The 20,970-nt window shown below is 72.6% G+C and carries 19 protein-coding genes and 1 pseudogene; 17 read left to right on the forward strand and 3 right to left on the reverse strand.

The features are described 5' to 3' along the window. Window positions 1–19: 19 nt before the first annotated feature. The 13 genes and pseudogenes from AC0QR5_RS01660 (at window position 20) to AC0QR5_RS01720 (ending at window position 12,889) form a co-directional block, all read left to right on the forward strand. Entirely contained in the window at window positions 20–721 is a 702-nt protein-coding gene (locus tag AC0QR5_RS01660; protein ID WP_329859847.1) for an FHA domain-containing protein, read from the forward strand. A gap of 141 nt (window positions 722–862) precedes the next feature. After that, window positions 863–3,241 carry an NAD-dependent DNA ligase LigA gene (gene ligA, locus AC0QR5_RS01665; protein ID WP_329859908.1) on the forward strand — a complete coding sequence of 793 codons (2,379 nt, stop codon included), beginning with the start codon at window positions 863–865 and terminating at the stop codon, window positions 3,239–3,241. Further along, window positions 3,238–4,035 (forward strand): inositol monophosphatase family protein, encoded by a 798-nt coding sequence (locus AC0QR5_RS01670; RefSeq protein WP_329859849.1) that lies wholly within the window; start codon window positions 3,238–3,240, stop codon window positions 4,033–4,035. The genes ligA and AC0QR5_RS01670 overlap by 4 nt, the downstream gene beginning before the upstream one ends. Window positions 4,036–4,057: 22 nt before the next feature. Next, window positions 4,058–4,618 carry a GNAT family N-acetyltransferase gene (locus tag AC0QR5_RS01675; protein ID WP_329859850.1) on the forward strand — a complete coding sequence of 187 codons (561 nt, stop codon included), beginning with the start codon at window positions 4,058–4,060 and terminating at the stop codon, window positions 4,616–4,618. Window positions 4,619–4,660: 42 nt separating this feature from the next. Continuing rightward, window positions 4,661–4,957, forward strand: a complete 297-nt coding sequence (gene gatC / locus AC0QR5_RS01680; RefSeq protein WP_329859852.1) for an Asp-tRNA(Asn)/Glu-tRNA(Gln) amidotransferase subunit GatC — start codon at window positions 4,661–4,663, stop codon at window positions 4,955–4,957. A gap of 4 nt (window positions 4,958–4,961) precedes the next feature. Then, window positions 4,962–6,509: an Asp-tRNA(Asn)/Glu-tRNA(Gln) amidotransferase subunit GatA gene (gene gatA, locus AC0QR5_RS01685; protein ID WP_329859853.1), complete on the forward strand. Its 1,548-nt coding sequence runs from the start codon at window positions 4,962–4,964 to the stop codon at window positions 6,507–6,509. Between the two features lies 1 nt (window position 6,510). Beyond that, window positions 6,511–8,022, forward strand: coding sequence for an Asp-tRNA(Asn)/Glu-tRNA(Gln) amidotransferase subunit GatB (gene gatB / locus AC0QR5_RS01690; protein ID WP_329859854.1), 1,512 nt, complete (start codon window positions 6,511–6,513; stop codon window positions 8,020–8,022). A gap of 92 nt (window positions 8,023–8,114) precedes the next feature. After that, the gene (locus AC0QR5_RS01695) at window positions 8,115–8,987 is read left to right on the forward strand and encodes an aminoglycoside phosphotransferase family protein (protein WP_329859856.1); all 873 of its coding nucleotides are present in this window, start codon (window positions 8,115–8,117) and stop codon (window positions 8,985–8,987) included. A 347-nt stretch (window positions 8,988–9,334) separates the two neighbouring features. After that, a pseudogene (locus AC0QR5_RS01700) lies at window positions 9,335–10,212 on the forward strand (ABC transporter permease). 26 nt (window positions 10,213–10,238) lie between these two features. Then, window positions 10,239–10,427, forward strand: coding sequence for a hypothetical protein (locus AC0QR5_RS01705; protein WP_329859857.1), 189 nt, complete (start codon window positions 10,239–10,241; stop codon window positions 10,425–10,427). A 33-nt stretch (window positions 10,428–10,460) separates the two neighbouring features. Beyond that, window positions 10,461–10,943: a carbohydrate ABC transporter permease gene (locus AC0QR5_RS01710; RefSeq protein WP_329859858.1), complete on the forward strand. Its 483-nt coding sequence runs from the start codon at window positions 10,461–10,463 to the stop codon at window positions 10,941–10,943. Window positions 10,944–11,025: 82 nt separating this feature from the next. Continuing rightward, window positions 11,026–11,724 (forward strand): hypothetical protein, encoded by a 699-nt coding sequence (locus AC0QR5_RS01715; protein WP_329859859.1) that lies wholly within the window; start codon window positions 11,026–11,028, stop codon window positions 11,722–11,724. Window positions 11,725–11,767: 43 nt separating this feature from the next. Then, on the forward strand, window positions 11,768–12,889 hold the full coding sequence (locus tag AC0QR5_RS01720) for a glycoside hydrolase family 27 protein (protein ID WP_475372491.1): 1,122 nt from the start codon (window positions 11,768–11,770) through the stop codon (window positions 12,887–12,889). On the opposite strand, the gene AC0QR5_RS01725 is transcribed toward AC0QR5_RS01720, so the two are convergent. Then, window positions 12,864–13,784 (reverse strand): LysR family transcriptional regulator, encoded by a 921-nt coding sequence (locus tag AC0QR5_RS01725; protein ID WP_329859861.1) that lies wholly within the window; start codon window positions 13,782–13,784, stop codon window positions 12,864–12,866. The two genes, AC0QR5_RS01720 and AC0QR5_RS01725, sit on opposite strands and share 26 nt — an antisense overlap. 129 nt (window positions 13,785–13,913) lie before the next feature. On the opposite strand from AC0QR5_RS01725, the gene tdh reads away from it, so the two are divergent. Genes tdh through AC0QR5_RS01745 form a run of 4 tightly spaced genes read left to right on the forward strand, consistent with a single transcriptional unit; the run spans window position 13,914 to window position 18,641 of the window. Continuing rightward, on the forward strand, window positions 13,914–14,960 hold the full coding sequence (gene tdh / locus AC0QR5_RS01730) for an L-threonine 3-dehydrogenase (protein WP_329859862.1): 1,047 nt from the start codon (window positions 13,914–13,916) through the stop codon (window positions 14,958–14,960). Between the two features lie 13 nt (window positions 14,961–14,973). Further along, window positions 14,974–16,173, forward strand: coding sequence for a glycine C-acetyltransferase (locus AC0QR5_RS01735; RefSeq protein WP_329859863.1), 1,200 nt, complete (start codon window positions 14,974–14,976; stop codon window positions 16,171–16,173). 44 nt (window positions 16,174–16,217) lie between these two features. Further along, the gene (locus tag AC0QR5_RS01740; protein WP_329859864.1) at window positions 16,218–17,366 is read left to right on the forward strand and encodes an NAD(P)/FAD-dependent oxidoreductase; all 1,149 of its coding nucleotides are present in this window, start codon (window positions 16,218–16,220) and stop codon (window positions 17,364–17,366) included. Window positions 17,367–17,402: 36 nt separating this feature from the next. Further along, on the forward strand, window positions 17,403–18,641 hold the full coding sequence (locus tag AC0QR5_RS01745; RefSeq protein ID WP_329859865.1) for an MFS transporter: 1,239 nt from the start codon (window positions 17,403–17,405) through the stop codon (window positions 18,639–18,641). A gap of 15 nt (window positions 18,642–18,656) precedes the next feature. Here the strand turns inward: AC0QR5_RS01745 and AC0QR5_RS01750 are convergent, their stop codons facing one another. Further along, entirely contained in the window at window positions 18,657–19,352 is a 696-nt protein-coding gene (locus AC0QR5_RS01750) for a HutD/Ves family protein (protein WP_329859866.1), read from the reverse strand. Window positions 19,353–19,358: 6 nt separating this feature from the next. Continuing rightward, window positions 19,359–20,936, reverse strand: a complete 1,578-nt coding sequence (gene hutH, locus AC0QR5_RS01755) for a histidine ammonia-lyase (protein WP_329859867.1) — start codon at window positions 20,934–20,936, stop codon at window positions 19,359–19,361. Window positions 20,937–20,970: the final 34 nt, after the last annotated feature.

A 20,970-nucleotide genomic window follows, 5' to 3' on the forward strand; every position in this document is an offset into this window, starting at 1 on the left:
ACAGTCTCAGGGGGTAAACATGGCGGACGTGACCATCGATTTCTGCGGGGAGTGGTTCCCCGTCGCCGCGGACCAGGTCTTCACGATCGGGCGCGAGGGGGACCTCGAAGTGGACGACAACCCGTACCTGCACCGGCGCTTCCTGACCGTCGCGCGGTACGACGGCATCTGGTGGCTCTCCAACGTCGGATCGCGGATCTCGGCGACCATTGCCGACGCGAGCGGCGGGCTGCAGGCCTGGGTGGCGCCCGGCGCGAGGATCCCGCTCGTCTTCAGCCAGACCAACGTCGTCTTCACGGCCGGACCGACGACCTACGAGTTCGCGGTGCACGTCGCGGCGCCGGCCTTCCGGCAGGAGTGGAACGCCGGCGACGGCGACGGCCAGACCACGATCGGCCCCGTGCTGCTCACCGAGTCCCAGCGCGCCCTCGTCGTCGCGCTCGCCGAGCCGATGCTGCGGCGGGACGGGACCGGACTGAGTTCCATCCCCTCCTCCTCGAAGGCGGCCACGCGCCTGGGCTGGCCCCTGACCAAGTTCAACCGCAAGCTGGACAACGTGTGCGACAAGCTGGACAAGGCGGGCGTGGTCGGCCTGCGCGGGGGCGCCGGGAAGCTCGCCACCAACCGCCGGGCGCGCCTCGTGGAGCACGCCGTCACCTCCCACCTCGTGACGGCGGCCGACCTGCCGCTGCTGGATGCCGCGCCCGCCGCGGACGACTGACGGGAGCGGGACCGGGATGACGGCGGGGCCCGGCCGGGCGCGCGGCTCCGATTCCCCGCGGTGCGGGATCCGGCGGCGGGGACGATAGGGCAGGATAGATCCGTGACCGAGAACCACTCCACAGGCAGCAGCACGACCCACGTGACGGACAGCGGAGAGGTGGTGCCCGCCGACGCGGTCCGCGAGGAGTACGACCAGCTCGTCGAGGACGTGCGCCGGCACCGCTTCGCCTACTACAACGAGGACTCCCCGCTCGTCTCCGACGCCGAGTTCGACGCGCTCTACCGCCGCCTCGAGGAGCTCGAGCAGCTGCACCCGGAGATCGTCGCCAACGACTCGCCGACGCAGGAGGTCGGCGGCACGCCGTCGGCGGCCTTCGCCGCCGTGGAGCACGTGAGCCGGATGTACTCGCTCGAGGACGTCTTCTCCCTTGAGGAGCTGCGCGCCTGGCTCGAACGCGCCGCCGCGAACGCGGCCACCAGGGCGCCGGGCCACGCCCTGCGCTGGCTGTGCGAGGTCAAGATCGACGGGCTCGCCATCAACCTGCTCTACCGCGACGGCCGGCTCGTCCGCGCTGCCACGCGCGGCGACGGCACGACGGGCGAGGACGTGACCCACAACGTGCTCACCATCAAGGACATCCCCACGCAGCTCGCCGGCGACGGCTGGCCCGCGGAGGTCGAGATCCGCGGCGAGGTCTTCTTCCCCTCGCAGGCGTTCCGCGACTTCAACGCGGCCCTGCTCGAGGCCGGCAAGCCGGAATTGGCCAACCCGCGCAACGCCGCGGCCGGCTCGCTGCGGCAGAAGGACCCGGCCGAGACGGCCAAGCGGCCGCTGAGCATGTTCGTCCACGGGATCGGGGCGCGCGAGGGCCTCGAGGCGGCATCGCAGGCCGAGGGCTACGAGCTCCTGCGCCGCTGGGGGCTGCCCGTTTCCCCGTACGCCCAGGTCGTCGACTCCCTCGACGAGGTCCTGGACTACATCGACCGCTACGGCCGGGACCGCCACGGCCTGGTGCACGAGATCGACGGGATCGTGGTCAAGGCCGACGCCTTCGCGATCCAGCGCGCCCTCGGCTACACCTCCCGCGTTCCGCGCTGGTCGGTCGCCTACAAGTACCCGCCCGAGGAGGTCCACACGCGCCTGCTTGACATCCGGGTCAACGTCGGCCGGACGGGCCGGGTCACCCCGTACGGCGTCATGGAGCCGGTCAAGGTCGCGGGCTCGACGGTGGAGATGGCCACCCTGCACAACCAGGACGTCGTCAAGGCCAAGGGCGTCCTCATCGGCGACACCGTGATCCTGCGCAAGGCCGGTGACGTCATCCCGGAGATCGTCGGCCCCGTCCTGCCGCTGCGCGAGGGGCGCGAGGACGAGTTGCGCGAGTTCGTCATGCCCACGCACTGCCCGTCCTGCGGGGAGCCGCTGGCCCCGGCCAAGGAAGGCGACATCGACATCCGCTGCCTCAACGCGCGGTCCTGCCCGGCGCAGCTCACCGAGCGCGTCGCGCACCTCGCCGGCCGCGGGGCGTTCGACGTCGAGGCGCTCGGCGACGAGGCCGCGCTCGCGCTGACGGTGGGCCCGGGGCCCGACCCTGCGGAGAACGGAGGCATCCCGCGCCCCTCGGGCCCGGGCCCCCTCACGAACGAGGCGCAGGTCTTCGACCTCGCCTCCGGGCAGGCCGACGATTCCCTCCGGGCGCGGCTCGCGGACGTCAGGGTCTGGCGCGAGAAGCGCGCTAAGGGCGCGGGGACCGGCGAGTTCGAGCTCGTCCCGTACTTCTGGACCAAGGAGACGCCCAGGAAGCCCTCGGCTCCGTCCGCGAACACCAGGAAGCTCTTCGACGAACTGGAGAAGGCGAAGGCACAGCCGCTCTGGCGCGTGCTCGTGGCCCTGTCCATCCGCCACGTGGGTCCGACGGCCTCGCGCGCCCTCGCCACCCATTACGGATCCCTCGACGCGATCCGCACGGCGGTGGCGGCCGAGGACGCGCGGGAGAAGCTCGCCGACGTCGACGGGGTCGGCCCGATCATCGCGGACGCGCTCATCGAGTGGTTCGGCGTCGACTGGCACCTCGGCATCGTCGATGCCTGGGCCGCTGCGGGCGTGAGGATGGAGGACGAGTCCCACGGAGCCATCGAGCGGACGCTCGAGGGCCTGACCGTCGTCGTGACCGGATCCCTCGAGGGCTTCAGCCGCGACGAGGCCAAGGAGGCCATCATCACGCGCGGCGGCAAGGCCTCGGGTTCCGTCTCCAAGAAGACCTCCTACGTCGTGGCCGGCGAATCGGCGGGCTCCAAGTACGACAAGGCGGTCTCGCTCGGCGTCCCCGTCCTCGACGAGGAGGGCTTCCGTGCCCTCCTCGACGGCGGCCCGGACGCCGTCGCCGTCCCGGAGGCGGCCGCCGCGGGACCGGACGGGGCAGCGGCGCCCGACGCGCCGGCGTCGGGCCCTGCCCCCGCGGACGGGGGCAACCCGTCCGATGCCGCGGTGGAATCCGCGGCGGGGGAGGCCCCGTGAGCGCGGAACCGACGCCCGCGGGCCTGCTGGCCGTGGCCCGCGAGGCGGCCGCCGCGGGGGCGGCGGTCCTGGCAGGCCGCCCGTCCGGCGCCATCCGCGTGGACACGAAGTCCGCCGCGGGGGACTGGGTCACCGACTTCGACCGCCGGGCCGAGGACGCGGTCCGGGCGGTCCTCCGCGCGGCCCGGCCCGACGACGAGATCACGGGCGAGGAGTACGGCACGACCGTCCCGGAGCGCCCCAGCGGCTACCGCTGGTCGATCGACCCCCTCGACGGCACCACGAACTTCGTCCGCGGCATCGTCTACTACGCCACCTCCGTCGCGGTCTCCGGCCCCACGCCGGACGGGCGCCGGTGGCTCGCCGGGGCCGTCCACGCCCCCGCGCTGGGCCAGGAGTTCTACGCGGGCCGCGGGCTCGGCGCATGGGTGCGCGAGGACGCCGGCGAACGGCGGCTGACGGGCCCGGATCCGGACTCGGACGCCCCGCTGCTCGGCACGGGTTTCGGGTACGACGCCGGACGCCGCGCCTTCCAGCTCGAGGCGCTCGGCGCGCTGCTGCCCGGATACGCCAACGTGCGCCGCATCGGCTCCGCGGCGCTCGACCTGTGCCTCGTCGCCGACGGCGTGCTCGACGCCTACGCCGAGTACGGCACGCACGTGCACGACTGGTCGGCCGGAGCGCTCATCGCCGAGGAGGCGGGCGCCGCCGTCGTCCGCCCCGCCACGACGCCCGGCTGGTCGGTGGCCGGGCGCGTCGACCCGGCCGCGCTGCCGGAGCCCGATGGCCGCTGAGCGGGGGACTAGACTGTCCGGAATGAGTTCCCCGCCTTCCCGGGTCCAGGTCCGCGACGCCGTGCCCGCCGACTACGACGACATCGCCCGCATCACCGTCTCCTCCTACGTCGCCGCGGGCCACATGGACTCCCCGGACCACCCTTACCTGCGCCAGATCGCGCAGGTCGCCCGGCGCCACGAGGCCACCCCGGTCTGGGTCGCCGAACGCGAAGGGCGCGTCGTCGGATCCGTCACGCTGGCCCGCCACGGCAATCCGTACGCCGACATCGCGCGCGGCAACGAGCTCGAGTTCCGCATGCTCGTCGTCGATCCGGGCCTCCAGCGCAGCGGGGCCGGGCGGGCGCTCGTCGAGGCGGTGATCGGCCACGCGCGCGCCCTCGAGGGCGTCGACACCGTGTGCCTGACCACCGGCACCACGTGGGAGGCCGCCCAGTCCCTCTACCGGGCCCTCGGCTTCCAACGGGCGCCCGAGCGGGACTGGTACGTCCCCGGCACCGACATCCTGCTCTTCGTGTTCGAGCTGCCGCTCGAGGAGGATCCCCGGGGCGGTGACGCGGGACCGGGCGCGGGGACGAACTAGACTGGATCCGACTACAACCGCCACCCACACCACGGGAGATACATGTCTGCCATCAGCCGTGAGGACGTCGCGCATCTGGCCCGTCTCGCGCACCTCGAGATGACCGATGCCGAGCTGGAGAAGATGACCGGCGAGCTCGGCATCATCGTCGACGCCATCGCCTCCGTCAGCGAGGCCGCCGGGGACGACGTCCCCGCCACGAGCCACCCGATCCCGCTGCGCAACGTGCTGCGCGAGGACGTCGTCGGCGAGACGCTCACGGCCGAGCAGGCCCTGCTGAACGCGCCGGACGCGGACGGCGGCCGTTTCAAGGTCCCGGCGATCCTGGATGGTGAGTAGGACCATGGGAGCGATCATCAAGCTGTCCGCGGCCGAGCTGGCCGAGAAGCTGCGCAGCGGCGAACTCACCTCCGTCGAGGCCGTGCGGGCGCACCTGGACCGCATCGCCGAGGTCGACGGCGGCGAGCGCGGCATCAACGCGTTCCTGCACGTCAATGCCGAGGAGGCGCTGGCCACGGCGGCCGAGGTGGACGCGATCCGCGCCGCCGGTGGTGCCGAGGCCGAGGCCCTGCACCCGCTCGCGGGCGTGCCGATCGCGGTCAAGGACCTGATCGTCACCGTGGGCCAGCCCACGACGGCCGGCTCGCGCATGCTCGAGGGGTGGATGAGCCCCTACGACGCCACCGTGGTCGCCAAGGTCCGCGCAGCCAAGCTGCCGATCCTGGGCAAGACCAACCTCGACGAGTTCGCCATGGGCTCCTCCACGGAGCACTCGGCCTACGGCCCCACGCGCAACCCGTGGGACCTGGACCGCATCCCGGGCGGCTCCGGCGGCGGCTCGGCGGCGGCCGTGGCCGCCTTCGAGGCCCCGCTCGCGCTCGGCACCGACACGGGCGGTTCCATCCGCCAGCCCGGGGCCGTCACCGGCACCGTCGGCGTCAAGCCGACCTACGGCGGCGTGTCCCGCTACGGCGCGATCGCCATGGCCTCCTCGCTGGACCAGATCGGCCCCGTGACGCGGACGGTCCTGGACTCGGCCTACCTGCACGAGCTCATCGGTGGACACGACCCGGCGGATTCCACGTCCCTCGACGAACCGGTTCCCGCGCTCGTGGAAGCCGCCCGGCAGGGTCTCACCGGGGACCTGGGCGGGCTGCGCGTCGGCGTCGTGCGCGAGCTGCAGGGCGAGGGCTACGAGCCCGGCGTCCAGGCGCGCTTCGACGAGTCCCTCGAGCTGCTGCGCGGCGCGGGGGCCGAGATCGTCGAGGTGTCCTGCCCGAACTTCAAGTACGCGCTCGGCGCCTACTACCTGATCATGCCCTCGGAGGTCTCCTCCAACCTCGCCAAGTTCGACGGCGTCCGCTACGGCAAGCGCGTCCTGCCCGCCGACGGTCCCGTGACGATCGAACGGGTCATGGGCGCCACGCGCGCGGCCGGGTTCGGCGACGAGGTCAAGCGCCGCATCATCCTCGGCACCTACGCCCTCTCGGCCGGCTACTACGACGCCTACTACGGCTCGGCGCAGAAGGTCCGCACGCTCATCCAGCGGGACTTCGAGGCCGCGTTCGCGCAGGCCGACGTGCTCGTGTCCCCGACGGCCCCGACCGTGGCCTTCCCGCTAGGGGCCAAGCTCGACGACCCGCTCGCGATGTACCTCAACGACGTCGCCACGATTCCGGCCAACATGGCCGGCGTCCCCGGCATCTCCGTCCCCGGCGGCCTCTCGGAGGGCCTGCCCGTGGGCATCCAGTTCCTGGCCCCGGCCCGCGAGGACGCGCGGCTCTACCGCGCCGGTGCGGCGCTGGAGAAGCTGTTGGAGGACTCCTGGGGCGGACCCTTGATCAACCAGGCGCCCGAACTGGCCGCCGCGAGCGAAGGAGGTGCCGCCTGACATGGCCGCAACGCATGAACTGGTCGACTTCGACGAGGCGCTGGACCGCTACGACCCCGTCCTGGGCTTTGAGGTGCACGTCGAGCTGAACACCAGGACCAAGATGTTCTCCTCGGCGCCGAACGCCTTCGGCGACGAGCCGAACACCAACATCACGCCCGTGGATCTGGGCCTGCCCGGCGTCCTGCCCGTCGTGAACAAGGCGGCCGTCGAGTACTCGATCATGATCGGCCTGGCCCTGAACTGCCAGATCGCCGAGTACTGCCGCTTCGCCCGGAAGAACTACTTCTACCCGGACACCCCGAAGAACTTCCAGACCTCGCAGTACGACGAGCCCATCGCGCACGACGGGTGGATCGACATCGAGCTCGAGGACGGCGAGGTCTTCCGCGTGGAGATCGAGCGCGCCCACATGGAGGAGGACGCAGGCAAGCTGACGCACCTCGGTGGATCCGCAGGCCGCATCCAGGGCGCCGACTACTCGCTCGTGGACTACAACCGCGCCGGGGTTCCCCTCGTGGAGATCGTCACCAAGCCGATCACGGGCGCCGGAAAGCGGGCCCCCGAGCTGGCCAAGGCCTACGTCGCGGCGATCCGCGAGATCGTGAAGAACCTCGGGGTCTCGGACGCCCGCATGGAACGCGGCAACGTGCGCTGCGACGCGAACGTCTCGCTCATGCCGAAGGGCGCCACGGTGTTCGGCACCCGCTCGGAGACCAAGAACGTCAACTCCCTGCGCGCCGTCGAGCACGCCGTCCGGCACGAGATCGAGCGTCACGCCGGCGTCCTCGACGCGGGCGACGCCGTCGTCCAGGAGACCCGCCACTGGCACGAGGACACCCGCTCCACGACGGCCGGGCGGCCCAAGTCGGACGCGGACGACTACCGCTACTTCCCGGAGCCCGACCTCGTGCCGATCGTCACGAGCCCGGCCTGGATCGAGGAGCTGCGCTCGCGGCTGCCCGAGCCCCCGGCCGAGCGGCGCAAGCGGCTGCAGGCCGAGTGGGGCTACGCGGACAAGGAGTTCCGCGACGTCGTCAACGCGGGCCTGCTCGACGCCGTCGAGGAGACCATCACCGCCGGCGCGAGCCCGGCGGTGGCGCGCAAGTGGTGGATGGGCGAGATCTCCCGTCTGGCCAAGAACGCCGACCTCGAGCCGACGGCGCTCGGCGTCGAGGCCTCCACGATCATCGAGCTCAACTCGCTGATCGAGGCCAAGAAGATCAATGACAAGATCGCCAAGCAGGTCCTCGAGTTCGTCGTCGCGGGCGAGGGCACACCGGGCGAGGTCGTCGAGAAGCGCGGACTCGCGGTCGTCAGCGACGACTCGGCGCTCGGTGCCGCGATCGACGAGGCCATGGCGGCCATGCCGGACGTCGTGGCCAAGGTCAGGGACGGCAAGCTGCAGGCCGTCGGCGCGCTCATCGGACCCGTCATGAAGGCCACGCGTGGCCAGGCCGACGCGGCCCGCGTGCGCGAGCTGGTCCTGGAGAAGCTCGGCATCCAGGGCTGATCTGGCCCGCCTCGGAAGGCCTGGTCCCGACGTCGTCCGACGACGGGGCCGGGCCTTCGCCCGTGGAGCGGCCGGGCGGTAGCGTGGTCGCCATGGGGACGCCGGAAGCCGATGTCGAGATCACCGAGTCGCTCGTGGGCGCGTTGCTGCGCGCCCAGCATCCCGATCTGGCCGCGCTGCCGCTCGGTCCGGCGGCGAGCGGTTGGGACAACGCCGTCTACCGCCTCGGCGATGCGCTCGCGGTGAGGCTGCCGCGCCGCGCCTCCGCCCACCGCCTGCTGTTGAACGAGGTGCGCTGGCTGCCCTTCCTGGCGCCGCGGCTTCCGCTGCCGGTGCCGGCGGCGGTGCGGCGCGGTCGGCCGGGGGAGGGCTATCCCTACCACTGGGCGGTCGTGCCCTGGTTCGCCGGGTGCGCCGCCGGCCTCGTCCCGCCGCACCGGCGCGACGCCTACGCCGAGGACCTCGCCGGGTTCTTCCGCTGCCTGCAGGTGCCCGCGCCGGCCGACGCCCCGCGCAACCCCGTGCGCGCCGTGCCCCTGGCCGACCGCGACGACGCCTTCCGGGAACGGCTCCGGCGGGCGGCCCCGGGCGTGGACCGGCAGCGGTGCGGGCGGCTGTGGGAGGACGGACTCGACGCCCCGCCGCACACCGGGCCGGCGGTGTGGGTCCATGGAGATCCGCATCCGATGAACGTCGTGCTCGGGGCGGGGGAACGGCTCGCCGCCGTCGCCGACTTCGGCGACCTCTCGGCGGGGGACCCCGCGTGCGACCTCGCGGCGGGATGGCTGCACTTCACCTCCGCGGGCCGGGAACGCTTCCTGTCGGCGCTCGCGGACGACGACGGGGCCCGGCAGCGGGCGCGGGCGTGGGCCGTGATGATGGGGCTCGTGCTCGCCTCGACCGGCCCGGGGGAGGCGCTGCACGGCGTGGGGATGCACGCGCTCCGGGAGCTCGGCGCCGCCTGAGCGGCATCGGCCCGCGTGGTCCAAACCTGTCGCGTTGATGATGGAATGTGATCTTTTCAAAAGTAATCCATCAAACAATTGCGAATGAGACGCGCGTCACCTACGCCGGGTGAATCGATTAAGTGAATCGGTTCACATCCACGGCCGATGGCGGCGAATCAACGAAGGAGCGCGTAGGGATGTCCTTGACGACCAATTCCCCGGCGGACACCGCGGCCGGCCACCCGGCCCCGCAGCGAGTGGGCCGGAAGCGTCCCGAGCCCGCCGGCCGTGCGGGGCGGGCCGGGCGCCCGGGGCGCCCCGTGGACCGGAAGCCGTTCCGCGTCCGCCTGCTCCACGACTGGCAGATGCTCGCCATGATGGTGCCCGGCGTGGCCTTCCTGCTGCTCTTCTTCTACATCCCGACCTGGGCAACGTCATCGCCTTCCAGGACTACCAGCCGTACCTCGGCATCGGGGACTCCGAGTGGGTGGGCTTCAGCAACTTCACGGGGCTGTTCGACAACCCGGACTTCCTGAACGCCTTCGGCAACACCCTCTACCTCGCCGCCTGGCAGCTGCTCTTCTTCTTCCCGATCCCGCTGCTGCTCGCGGTCGCGGTCGACTCCCTCGTCAGCCAGCGGGCGCGGCGGTGGTTCCAGAGCATCGTCTACCTGCCGCACTTCCTCTCATGGGTCCTCGTGATCGCGCTCTTCCAGCAGGTCCTCCGCGGGGCCGGGCTCGTGAACAACGCCCTGCGCCACCTGGGCATGGATGCGATCCCGTTCATGACCAACCCGGACACCTTCCCCGTCCTCGTGGTGGTGCAGCTGGTCTGGAAGGACGCCGGCTGGGCCATGATCATCTTCCTGGCCGCGCTGGCCAGCGTGGACACCTCCCTCTACGAGGCGGCGGCCGCCGACGGTGCCGGACGCTGGCGCCGGCTGTGGCACATCACGCTGCCGGCCCTGCGCCCCGTGATCATCCTCCTGCTCATCCTGCGCATCGGCGACATCCTCTCCGTCGGCTTCGAGCAGTTCATCCTGCAGCGCGACGCCGTCGGTGCCGGCGCGGCGGAAGTGCTCGACACCTTCACCTACTACGCGGGCGTCGTCGGCGGGGGATGGAGCGTCGGCGCGGCCGCCGGACTCTTCAAGGGCGTCATCAGCCTGATCCTCATCGTCGGAGCCAACAAGCTCGCCCACAAGTTCGGCGAAGCAGGCATCTACCAGAAGAGCAGCCACTAGGGTGCCCGCCTGGCAAGGAGAAAACCATGACCGTTCCCACCGCCACCAGCCTCGAGAAGAAGCCCGGCAAGGCCGACTCGATCCGTCCCGTGTGGAAGGAGAAGCCCTCCGCTCCGCTCAAGCTCGCCAAGTTCGCGCTGCTCATGGGCTTCGCCGTCGCGATCGTCATCCCCATCCTCGTCGCGGTCTCGACCTCGCTCGCGGACAACGAGTAGCTCTTCGCGCCCGGCCTGATCCCGTCGTTCCTCATGGTCCGCCAGCTCGGCCTGCTGGACACGATCTGGTCGCTCATCCTGCCGGGAACGTTCGCCGCGATCAACGTCGTCGTCGTGCGGGCGTTCTTCATGAACATCCCCCGCGAGCTCATGGAGAGCGCGCGGATCGACGGGGCCTCCGACTGGCAGATCCTGTGGCGGATCGTGCTTCCCCTGTCCAAGGCGGTCGTCGCCGTCGTCGGGCTCTTCTACGCGGTCGGCTTCTGGAACGCGTTCTTCAACGCGATGCTCTACATCAACAACCAGGACCTCTGGCCCGTGCGGCTGATCCTGCGCAACTACGTCATCCAGGGTTCCCAGCTCGCCGCGGACCAGCTCGGCGTCGACGTCGTCGCCGCCCCGCAGGGCATGAAGATGGCCGTCGTCGTGATCGCGCTGATCCCGATCTGCGCCCTCTACCCCTTCCTCCAGCGCCACGTCACCAAGGGCGTCATCACCGGTGCCATCAAGGGCTGAGGCCCCGGCGACCGGGGCGCCCCGTTCCCTTGAGGCTCCGCTCCCTCAGACACCGTCACCCAACCATCAGAGAGGCAACACCATGACCACTTCACCGGCCATCACCCGGGGATTCAACCGCAAGACCTTCCTCGGCGCGTTCGGCGCCGCGGCGGCGGGCGTAGCCCTGGCCGGCTGCGGGAACGGCGGCGGGGGCGGCGGGGGCGGCACCGCCGCCGACTCCGCGACGCTGCAGCTGCCCACGTACAAGGAGCTCAGCGGCATGAACCCGGACTTCCCGGGCAACGCCGACGGCCTCCAGGCCGTGTACCGGAACATGCCCGCCCCGACCGCCTCGACGCAGGGGGCGCCGCTCAAGGGCAACGTGACGGGCCTGACCCAGACCTTCGACACCGTGGCGCCCGGCATGAAGGACAACCCCTTCTGGCAGCGCCTGAACTCCTCGCTCGGCGACGGCCCGGGCGAGGAGATCCACGTCTGGAACCGGCGGTCCGCGGGACGCGCGGCCCCCGAGCGCGTCGTCGTCATCGAGGACGGGGACGGCGGCCACGGCGGCGCGGACCCGAAGCTCATCGCCGAGTTCCTGCGCTTCGCGCGGGACGGCGGCGCCACCCAGACCAGCCCGATGGCGGCCCGCGAGGCCGTCGCCGCGGGCGTCACGGCGGCGGCCTCGCTGCGCGGCGACGGTTCGGCCCTGCCCGTCCCGGAGCTTCCCCGGGAGCTGCTCGAGTACTTCGCCGCCGGCCAGCCGGCCCCCGTGCAGGAGCAAGCGTGTGCCTGACGCGGCTGCACCCGGGTCGACCACGACCGCGGCTTCTTCCGGCATGGCCGCCGTGGACGGGCACTGGGGCTCCCTGGCGGCGACGCCTCCGATGGGCTGGAACAGCTGGAACCAGGTCCACGAGGCCGTCACCGAGGACGTCGTCATCGCGGCGGCCGAGGCCATGGTCTCCCGTGGCCTGGTCGACGCTGGCTACGAGTACGTCGTCGTCGACGACTGCTGGCAGTCCGCGGAACGGACGCCGGAGGGGCTGCTGCTCCCGAACCCCGGGCGCTTCCCCCGGGGCATGAAGGCGGTCGCGGACCACGTGCACTCGCTCGGCCTGAAGTTCGGCATGTACTCCGCGCCCGGGGAACGCACGTGCGCGGGGCGCCTGGGCAGCTCCGGGCATGAGGAGCGGGACGCGTCGATGTTCGCGGAATGGGGCGTGGACTTCCTCAAGTACGACTGGTGCGGCGCCGGGCCGCTGACGCCGGAGTCGGTGAGGCCCGCGTTCGAGCGCATGCGGGACCCGCTCGTGGCGACGGGCCGCGACATCGTCTACTCCGTGTCCGAGTACGGCGTCGCCCGGCCGTGGGAGTGGGGCCGGGGGACGGCCCATCTGTGGCGGACGACGTTCGACATCTGGCCGCACTGGGGATCGGTGTTCGCGCTGCTCAACCAGCAGTGGGCGGCCTGTGCGGGCAGCGGTCCCGGAGGCTGGGCCGATCCCGACATGCTCCAGGTCGGCAACGGGACGCTGACACCCGAGGAGAACCGGAGCCACATGGCCCTCTGGGCGCTCCTTCCGGCCCCGTTGTTCGCCGGCAACGACCTCGCGGCCGCGAGCGACGACGTCGTGCGGCTGCTCACCCACCCGGGATTGATCGCCGTCAACCAGGATCCGCTCGGGCGCCGCGCCCGGCTCGTCGCGGTGACGCCGGAGGTGATGGTCTGGGCGCGCGAACTCGCCGGAGGCGATCTCGTCCTGGGCGTGTTGAATCATACGGAAGGCCCCGTCGAGGCGGCTGTTCCGCTCGTGCAGGCGGGCGTCGTCGGCCGCTGCACGGCCGTGGACGTGTTCTCGGGGCGGGAGCTCGGAGAACCGGGCGTGGGCTACAAGGCGGTGCTCGAGCGGCACGACACCGCCGTGCTGCGCTTCAATCGCGTTCCATCCCGGCCATGACCTCGCCGAGGGCGTCGCAGACGGTCCGCACCGAGCGCCGCTTGAGGCCCTCGGGCCGGACCAGGAGGTCGATCCTGCGGCGCGTGCTGATGCCGCGCAGCGGGCGCAGCACCACGCCCTCGCTCAGCGCGCGGGTCCCGGCGACGCCGGCCGTGTAGCGGGGCAGCAGTCCGATCACGCCGCCCGCCGCGACGAGCGAGGCGACGGTCGTGTAGTCGTTGATCCGGTGCGCGACGCGGACCGGCGTGCTCGTCACGGCCGCGACGGCGCCGAGCACGTCGGCGGGGGAGTATCCGGTCCGGCTCGTCACCCAGGTCTCGCCCGCGACGTCGTCGACCTCCAGTTCCGCCCGGGCGGCGAGCGGGTGCCCGGCGGGCAGGGCCACGTCGAGCGGCTCGTGCGCGAGCGGCAGGACCGCGACCCGGCGCTCGGGCCACGGCGGACTGTGGTCCATGCGATGGGCCAGCACGACGTCGTAGCGCGCCGTCAGGGCCGGGAAGTCCTCTTGCGCGACGTCCTCGTCGGAGAACAGGACGCGCGGCAGCCCCGGTCCGCCCAGGCGCGCCGCGAGCGGCCCGAAGAGCGACTGGCCCGCGCTGTGGAAGCCGCAGACCGTGACCTCGCCCTCGGCGGACCCGTGGTAGCTGACGAGCGCCGCCCGGGCGTCGGCGAGGGCGCTGACGACGGCGGCTCCGGCTTCGGCCAGCACCTCGCCGGCGTCGGTGAGGACCAGGGTCCTCCCGTCGCGGCGGGTCAGGGGCACGCCCGCGCTGCGCTGCAGGAGCGCGAGCTGCTGGGAGACGGCCGAGGGCGTGACGCGGAGCATGTCGGCGACGGCCTTGACGGATCCGAGCTCGCCGAGCTCCCGCAGGATCCTGAGTTGGTTGACCTCCATGCACCGAGTCTAAACATAAGTAAAACCTAAATCGACGATTGAGAAAGTTCTCGTTGTGCTAAGTCGTTGCGGCGGGTCTAATGGGTGGTGCGGTGCGCACTGGCGCCGACGAGGAACGAGGGGAACACCATGAAGGCGCTCTACAAGTCCGGACCGCACGCCGGCCTGGAACTGGTCGACCGGCCCGAGCCCGAGACCGGTGCGCACGACGTGAAGATCCGCGTCATGACGACCGGCATCTGCGGCACCGACCTCCACATCCTGGCCTACGACGAGGCCGCGCGGGCCATGATCAACGCCCCGATGATCCCGGGCCACGAGTTCTACGGCGAGGTCGTCGAGGTGGGCTCGCTGACGGGCCACGTCCAGGTCGGCGACCGCGTCTCCGGCGAGGGCCACGTGGTCTGCGGCATGTGCCGCAATTGCCGTGCCGGGCGCCGCCAGATGTGCATCAACACCGTCTCGGTCGGCGTGCAGCGCGACGGCGCCTTCGCCGAATACGTCGTGATCCCCGAGGCCAACGTCTGGGTGCACCGCTCCGACGCCGTGACCCCGGAGCTCGGCGCCGTCTTCGACCCCTTCGGCAACGCCGTGCACACGGCCCTGTCCTTCCCGCTCGTCGGCGAGGACGTCCTCATCACGGGCGCCGGCCCGATCGGGCTCATGGCCATCGAGGTGGCCCGCCACGCCGGGGCGCGCAAGATCGTCGTCACCGACGTCTCCGCGCCGCGGCTCGAGCTGGCCCGGTCCCTCGGGGTCGACCTCGCCGTCGACGTCTCGGCCACGAGGATCGCCGACGCGCAGCGGGAGCTCGGGATGCTCGAGGGCTTCGACATCGGGCTCGAGATGTCCGGGCACCCGTCCGCCCTGCCCGAGATGATCGACAACATGAACCACGGCGGCAAGATCGCCATGCTCGGACTGCCCAGCGCCCCGATCGACATCAACTGGGGCAAGGTCGTCACCCACATGCTCACGCTCAAGGGCATCTACGGGCGCGAGATGTTCGAGACATGGTACGCCATGAGCGCCATGCTCTCCTCCAACGCGCAGCTGCGTGAGAGGATCGCCTCGATCGTCACCGACCGGCTCCCGGCCACGGAATGGGAGGCCGGCTTCGCGGCGGCCGCCGCCGGCCACGGCGGCAAGGTCGTGCTCGACTGGACCGTCTTCTAGGAAGGGAAAACCCATGTACACGACCCTCAAGGAGCAGCTCGGCGCCGAACTGGCGCAGATCGAGGCCGACGGCCTGTTCAAGCGCGAGCGCCACATCGACTCCGCCCAGTCCAACCGCATCGCCGCGGGCCCCCTCGGCGGCCCGTCGCGGCCCGTGCTGAACTTCTGCGCCAACAACTACCTGGGCCTCGCCGACGACCCCCGGCTCATCGCCTCCGCCAAGGCGGCCCTCGACGAGCGCGGCTTCGGCATGGCCTCGGTGCGCTTCATCTGCGGCACGCAGGATGCGCACCTCGAGCTCGAGGGCCGCCTCTCCGGCTTCCTCGGCACCGAGGACACGATCCTCTTCTCCAGCTGCTTCGACGCCAACGGAGGCGTCTTCGAATCGCTCTTCGGCCCCGAGGACGCCATCATCTCCGACGCGCTCAACCACGCGTCCATCATCGACGGCATCCGCCTGAGCAAGGCGGCGCGCTTCCGCTACGCCAACCAGGACATGGCCGACCTCGAGGAACAGCTGAACGCCGCGGCCCGGATGAACGACGGCGCCGGCCCCCGACGGAGCGTCATCGTCACCGACGGGGTGTTCTCCATGGACGGCTACCTCGCGCCGCTGCGCGAGATCTGCGACCTCGCCGAGCGCTTCGGCGCGCTCGTCATGGTGGACGACTCCCACGCCGTCGGCTTCATGGGCCCCACGGGCGCCGGCACCCCGGAACACGCCGGCGTCTCGGACCGCGTCGACCTCTACACCGGGACCTTCGGCAAGGCCCTCGGCGGGGCCTCCGGCGGCTACGTCTCCGGCCGCGCCGAGATCATCGCCCTGCTGCGGCAGAAGGCGCGCCCCTACCTCTTCTCCAACTCGCTCGCCCCCGCGATCGTCGCGGCGACCCTCACGGCGCTCGAGCTCGTCGAGGGCTCGGGCGAGCTGCGCGCCCGGCTCTTCGAGAACGCCGCGCACTTCCGCCGGCGGATGGAGGAGGAGGGCTTCGAACTCCTTCCCGGCGAGCACGCGATCGTCCCCGTCATGTTCGGCGACGCCGTCAAGGCCGCCGAGGTCGCCGACCGCATGCTCGGGCACGGCGTGTTCGTCACGGCCTTCAGCTTCCCGGTGGTGCCGCGCGGCGCCGCGCGCATCCGCGTGCAGCTCTCCGCCGCGCACACCCCGGAGGACATCGAGGCCTGCGTCGCCGCCTTCGTCGCGGCACGCTGACGCCCGGGCAGCCCTCCGATGACGGGACGTGGCAGGCTGGGACCATGAGCGGGACCATGAGCGGGACCACGGCAGGGGCCGGCGGAGCGGACGGCGTCCTCGAGTGCGGCGTCGTCGTCATCGGGGGAGGGATCGCCGGGCTCTCGCTCGCCGCGGTCCTGGCGCCCCGCACCGGCGTCGTCCTCCTCGAGGCGGAGGAGGAGCTCGCCCACCACACCTCCTCCCGCTCGGCCCAGCAGCTCATCCCCAGCTACGGGCCCGAGCCGGTGCGCGCCCTGACCCGGCGCACCCTCGAGGCCCTCGCCGCGCTGCCGCCCGGGCCCCGCGGACCGCTGGCCTGGCCGAGCTCCTTCCTCATGGTCGGCACGCGGCGGGACGTGGACGCGCACGGCTCCGACGCCATGGCCGGGATCGGCCGCGCCGAGGCGCTGCGGCTGTCCCCGGTGCTGCGCCCGGAGGCGTTCGAGGCCGCCGGCCTGGACGCGACGAGCGTCAGGACCGACGCCGCCGGGCTCATCGAGCACCATCGCCGACTCGCCCGTGGGCACGGGGCGGCGGTCCTGACAGGGCAGCGCGTCGTCGGCGCCGAGCGCGTCGACGGGTCGTGGACGGTGCGGACCGCGGCCGGGGCCGTGGTCCGCGCCCCGTGGCTCGTCGACGCCGCCGGCGCGTGGGCCGACGGGGTCGCACGGGCCGCCGGCGCCGCACCGCTCGGCCTGGTCCCCCTGCGCCGCACCGCCGCGTACGTCCGCGTCGCCGAGCCGCTTCCCGAGGGGACCCCGATGACGGCCGCGGCCGACGACTCCTGGTACTTCCGCCGCGAGGGGGAGCTCGTGCTCGTCTCGCCGGCAGAATCGGAGCCCGCCGAGCCGGGTGACGCGCAGCCACGGGCGGCCGACGTCGCCGACGTCGTCCGCCGGATCGAGGCCGCGACGACGCTTCAGGTGACGGGCGTGGAGCGGGCGTGGACCGGGCTGCGCACCGAGGCGCCCGACGGCGTGCCCGTCCTGGGGCCCGACCCGGACGTGCCCGGCTTCTTCTGGCTCGCCGGGCAGGGCGGCTACGGCTTCCAGACCTCGACGGGCATGGCGGAGCTCGCCGCCGCGCTGCTCCTGGGCGATCAGCCGCCCTTCGGCCCGGACGTCGTCGCCGCCCTGTCGCCGGGACGCTTCCGGCGCCGCGCCACCGAGTGATTTCAGTTTTCCCAATCGCTCTGCGATGCTCATGACGTGAGCACCGACACGCCTGCCCTCGGGGCGGGATTCAGCTGGCTGTGGACCTCCTCCGCGCTGTCCAACCTCGCGGACGGCGTCCTGAAGATCGCCCTGCCCCTCATCGCCCTGCGCTTCACCGATTCTCCCGCCCTGATCGCCGGGCTCGGCGTCGCCCTGAGCCTGCCGTGGCTGCTCTTCGCCCTGCCCGCGGGAGCGCTCGCCGACCGTTGGGACCGGCGGCGCTCGATGCTCGGCGCGAACGCCGTCCGCTGCCTCGTGCTGCTCCTGCTGTGCGCGGCCTTTCTCGGCGGCTTCGCCCAGTTGTGGGTCCTCTACGTCGCGGCGTTCGTGATCGGCTGCACCGAGACGCTCTACGACACCTCGGCCCAGTCGATCCTGCCCCAGCTCGTGCCCGCGGCCCGCCTGGACGCCGCGAACGGGCGGCTGCAGGCCGCCGAGCTCACGACCAACCAGTTCATCGGCCCGCCGCTCGGCGGCGTCCTCGCCGCGGGAGGGGCCGCGCTCGCCTTCGCCACGCCCGCCGGGCTCTGGCTCGTCGCCGTCGGCGCGCTGTGGATGGTGCGCGGATCGTTCCGCATCCAGCGCACGGGCACGGCGACGACCCTGCGCGCGGACATCGGCGAGGGCCTGCGCTTCCTGTGGTCCAACATCGTCCTGCGCGTCCTGGCCCTCATGGTCGGCGGATTCAACCTCGCCACGAGCGCCATGTTCGCCGTGTTCGTGCTCTACGCCGTCGGGCCCGCCTCGCCCATGGGGCTCAGCGAGCCCGCGTTCGGCCTGCTGCTCACCGCGACGGCCGCGGGGGCCGTGGCGGGCTCGCTCCTCGCCGGCCAGGCCGCCGCGCTCCTGGGCCGGTCCCGCTCGCTGCTCATCGCCATCGTCACGGGCGCCGTGCTCGTGGGCCTGCCGGCCCTGACGGCGAACCCCTGGGCGATCGGGGCGTCCTTCCTCGTTGGCGGGCTCGGGATCGCGCTGTGGAACGTCATCACCGTGACCCTGCGGCAGCGGATCGTCCCCGCCGCGCTCATGGGCCGGGTCAACAGCGGCTACCGGCTCCTCGCCTGGGGCACGATGCCGCTCGGCGCGGCGGCCGGCGGCCTGCTCGCCGAGTGGATCGGCCTGCGGCCCGTGTTCGCCGTCTTCGGCCTGCTGACGCTCGCCTTGCTCGTGGGGATGGTGTGGGTCACCGACGCCCGGATCGCGCAGGCGGAGGACGACGCCGCCCGCGCCTGAGGGCGCGCCCCCGGGTCACGGGGCCCCGGGTCCTCCGGGGGCGTCGAGGGAGACCACGGCGAGGAAGCCGCGGCCCGTGACAGTGGGCGCGTCGCCGCCGTAGCCTCCCGCGCCGGGCACGAGGTCGTAGCGCTCGAGCGCTGCGTGCTTCGATCCTGCCCCGGAGGCCTCCGCCGCCGGGAGCACGGCCTCCGCCGCGCCGTCCAGGAACACGGCGTACTGGCCCGCGAAGACGGGGTGCGGCCGTTTCCGGGACAGCTCGACGATGGCCACATGGGCCTTCCATCCGCCGGCCGTGATGACGTTGAGGTTGCGCACGGAACCCGTCGGCAGGGTGGCCGAGGCCGGTGCCCCGCCGTCGAAGCGGAAGGGGCGGTGGCGCTCGAGGCCCTGCTCGCGCCCCTGGACCGTGAGCAGGAGCAGCTCGCCCTCGACGACGGTCAGGACGCGTTCGCAGCCGTCGAACGCGGAGAACGGGCCGGCGCGGTCCACGTCCGCGAGGCTGATGCGCCAGGGACGGGCGCCGGCGTCGTCCGCCTCGGCGGCGAGCAGGACGCGCGTGGTTCCGCCGCCGTTGCGCCAGCGCTCGGGACGGGCCGAGGAGAAGCGGACGACGCCGGGGCCGCACCCCGTGCGCGGGACGTCGTCGCGTGCGCCACCCGGACGCGGGGCCTCCACGCCGTCCGGGGAGCCGCCCCGAGGGGTCCCCATGCCGGCCTAGGCCAGCTCCGGCGCGCCCGCGCCGCGTGCGGCGGCGTTGGCGGCCTCGAGGAGCGAGCCGTCCCGCACGAGGGCGAGCACGGCCTGGATCTCAGGCGCGAGGTAGCGGTCCGTGCCCGGGCCCTCCACAACGGAGCGGATGGCCGTGCGGACGGCCGTCACGACGGGGGACGACTTCGAGGAGCCAAGGCCACCGTCGCGCAGGTCGAGCGCCCGGGCCGAGGTGAGCAGTTCGACGGCCAGCACCTGCTCGAGGCCGTCGATTCCCCGGCGCAGCTTCAGGCCCGCGGCCCAGCCCATGGAGACGTGGTCCTCCTGCATCGCGGAGCTCGGGATCGAGTCCACCGAGGCCGGGACGGCGAGCCGCTTGAGCTCGGAGACGATGCCGGCCTGGGTGTACTGGGCGATCATGTGGCCCGAGTCGACGCCCGGATCGTCCGCGAGGAACGCGTTGAGGCCGTGGTTGCGGGCCTTGTCCAGGAAGCGGTCGGTGCGCCGCTCGGAGATGGAAGCGAGGTCGGCGACCGCGATCGCCAGGAAGTCCAGGGCGTAGCCAACGGGGGCGCCGTGGAAGTTCCCGTTGGACTCGACCCGGCCGTCCGGCGTCACGACGGGGTTGTCGATCGCCGAGGCGAGTTCGAAGCCCGCCACGGATTCCGCGTGGTCCAGCGTCGCCCGCACGGCGCCGTGCACTTGCGGGGCGCAGCGCAGCGAATAGGCGTCCTGGACGCGCGTGAAGCGGTGCTCGCCGTGCTTCTGCTCCTCGATGAGCACCGAGCCCGCGAGGACGGTGCGCAGGTTCGCGGCGGAGGCCAGCTGGCCGGGGTGCGGGCGCAGGGCGTGCAGGTCCTCGGCGAAGACGGCGTCCGTGCCGAGCAGGCCCTCGACGCTCATCGCCGCGGCGAGGTCGGCCGTGGTGACGAGGCGGCGCAGGTCGGCCGCGGCCATGAGCAGCATCCCGAGCATGCCGTCGGTCCCGTTGATGAGGGCCAGGCCCTCCTTCTCCACGAGCTCGACCGGCTCCAGCCCGGCCTCGGCGAGCGCGTCGGCCGCGTCGACGAGCCGGCCGTCGCGCGTGCGGGCCCGTCCCTCGCCCATGACGGCGAGGGCGCAGTGGGACAGCGGCGCGAGGTCGCCCGAACAGCCCAGGGAGCCGTACTCGCCGACGACGGGCGTGATGCCGTGGTTCAACAGCGCCGCGTAGGCGCGGGCCACGAGCGGCCTCACGCCCGTGCGGCCCGTGGCCATGGTGTGCAGGCGGTTGAGCATGAGCCCGCGGACGACCTCGCGGTCCACCTCGGCGCCGGAGGAGGCCGCGTGGGAGCGGATGAGGGAGCGCTGCAGCTGGGCGCGCAGCTCGACGGGGATCTGCTTGGTGGCGAGGGCCCCGAACCCGGTGGAGACGCCGTAGTGCGGGCGTTCGTCGTGGACGAGCCCGTCGATGACGGCCCGGGAGGACTCCATGGCGGCGAGCGCCTCGGGGGAGAGGACGACCTCAGCGCCGCCGCGGGCCACGGCCACGACCTCGGCGGGGCTGAGCGGCGTGGGGGCGAGGGTCACGGTGCCTGCGGACATCGGCGTCCTTTCGGGAAATGGAACGGGGGTTCTG

This window comes from Arthrobacter sp. J156, assembly GCF_056172865.1.

Excerpts from the sequence above, each read along its gene's own strand:
- AC0QR5_RS01660 (WP_329859847.1), top strand. The coding sequence starts at position 20 with ATGGCGGACGTGACCATCGATTTCTGCGGGGAGTGGTTCCCCGTCGCC.
- AC0QR5_RS01675 (WP_329859850.1), top strand. The coding sequence starts at position 4,058 with ATGAGTTCCCCGCCTTCCCGGGTCCAGGTCCGCGACGCCGTGCCCGCC.
- gatC (WP_329859852.1), top strand. The coding sequence starts at position 4,661 with ATGTCTGCCATCAGCCGTGAGGACGTCGCGCATCTGGCCCGTCTCGCG.
- gatA (WP_329859853.1), top strand. The coding sequence starts at position 4,962 with ATGGGAGCGATCATCAAGCTGTCCGCGGCCGAGCTGGCCGAGAAGCTG.
- gatB (WP_329859854.1), top strand. The coding sequence starts at position 6,511 with ATGGCCGCAACGCATGAACTGGTCGACTTCGACGAGGCGCTGGACCGC.
- AC0QR5_RS01695 (WP_329859856.1), top strand. The coding sequence starts at position 8,115 with ATGGGGACGCCGGAAGCCGATGTCGAGATCACCGAGTCGCTCGTGGGC.
- AC0QR5_RS01705 (WP_329859857.1), top strand. The coding sequence starts at position 10,239 with ATGACCGTTCCCACCGCCACCAGCCTCGAGAAGAAGCCCGGCAAGGCC.
- AC0QR5_RS01710 (WP_329859858.1), top strand. The coding sequence starts at position 10,461 with ATGGTCCGCCAGCTCGGCCTGCTGGACACGATCTGGTCGCTCATCCTG.
- AC0QR5_RS01715 (WP_329859859.1), top strand. The coding sequence starts at position 11,026 with ATGACCACTTCACCGGCCATCACCCGGGGATTCAACCGCAAGACCTTC.
- AC0QR5_RS01720 (WP_475372491.1), top strand. The coding sequence starts at position 11,768 with ATGGCCGCCGTGGACGGGCACTGGGGCTCCCTGGCGGCGACGCCTCCG.
- AC0QR5_RS01725 (WP_329859861.1), bottom strand. The coding sequence starts at position 13,784 with ATGGAGGTCAACCAACTCAGGATCCTGCGGGAGCTCGGCGAGCTCGGA.
- tdh (WP_329859862.1), top strand. The coding sequence starts at position 13,914 with ATGAAGGCGCTCTACAAGTCCGGACCGCACGCCGGCCTGGAACTGGTC.
- AC0QR5_RS01735 (WP_329859863.1), top strand. The coding sequence starts at position 14,974 with ATGTACACGACCCTCAAGGAGCAGCTCGGCGCCGAACTGGCGCAGATC.
- AC0QR5_RS01740 (WP_329859864.1), top strand. The coding sequence starts at position 16,218 with ATGAGCGGGACCATGAGCGGGACCACGGCAGGGGCCGGCGGAGCGGAC.
- AC0QR5_RS01750 (WP_329859866.1), bottom strand. The coding sequence starts at position 19,352 with ATGGGGACCCCTCGGGGCGGCTCCCCGGACGGCGTGGAGGCCCCGCGT.
- hutH (WP_329859867.1), bottom strand. The coding sequence starts at position 20,936 with ATGTCCGCAGGCACCGTGACCCTCGCCCCCACGCCGCTCAGCCCCGCC.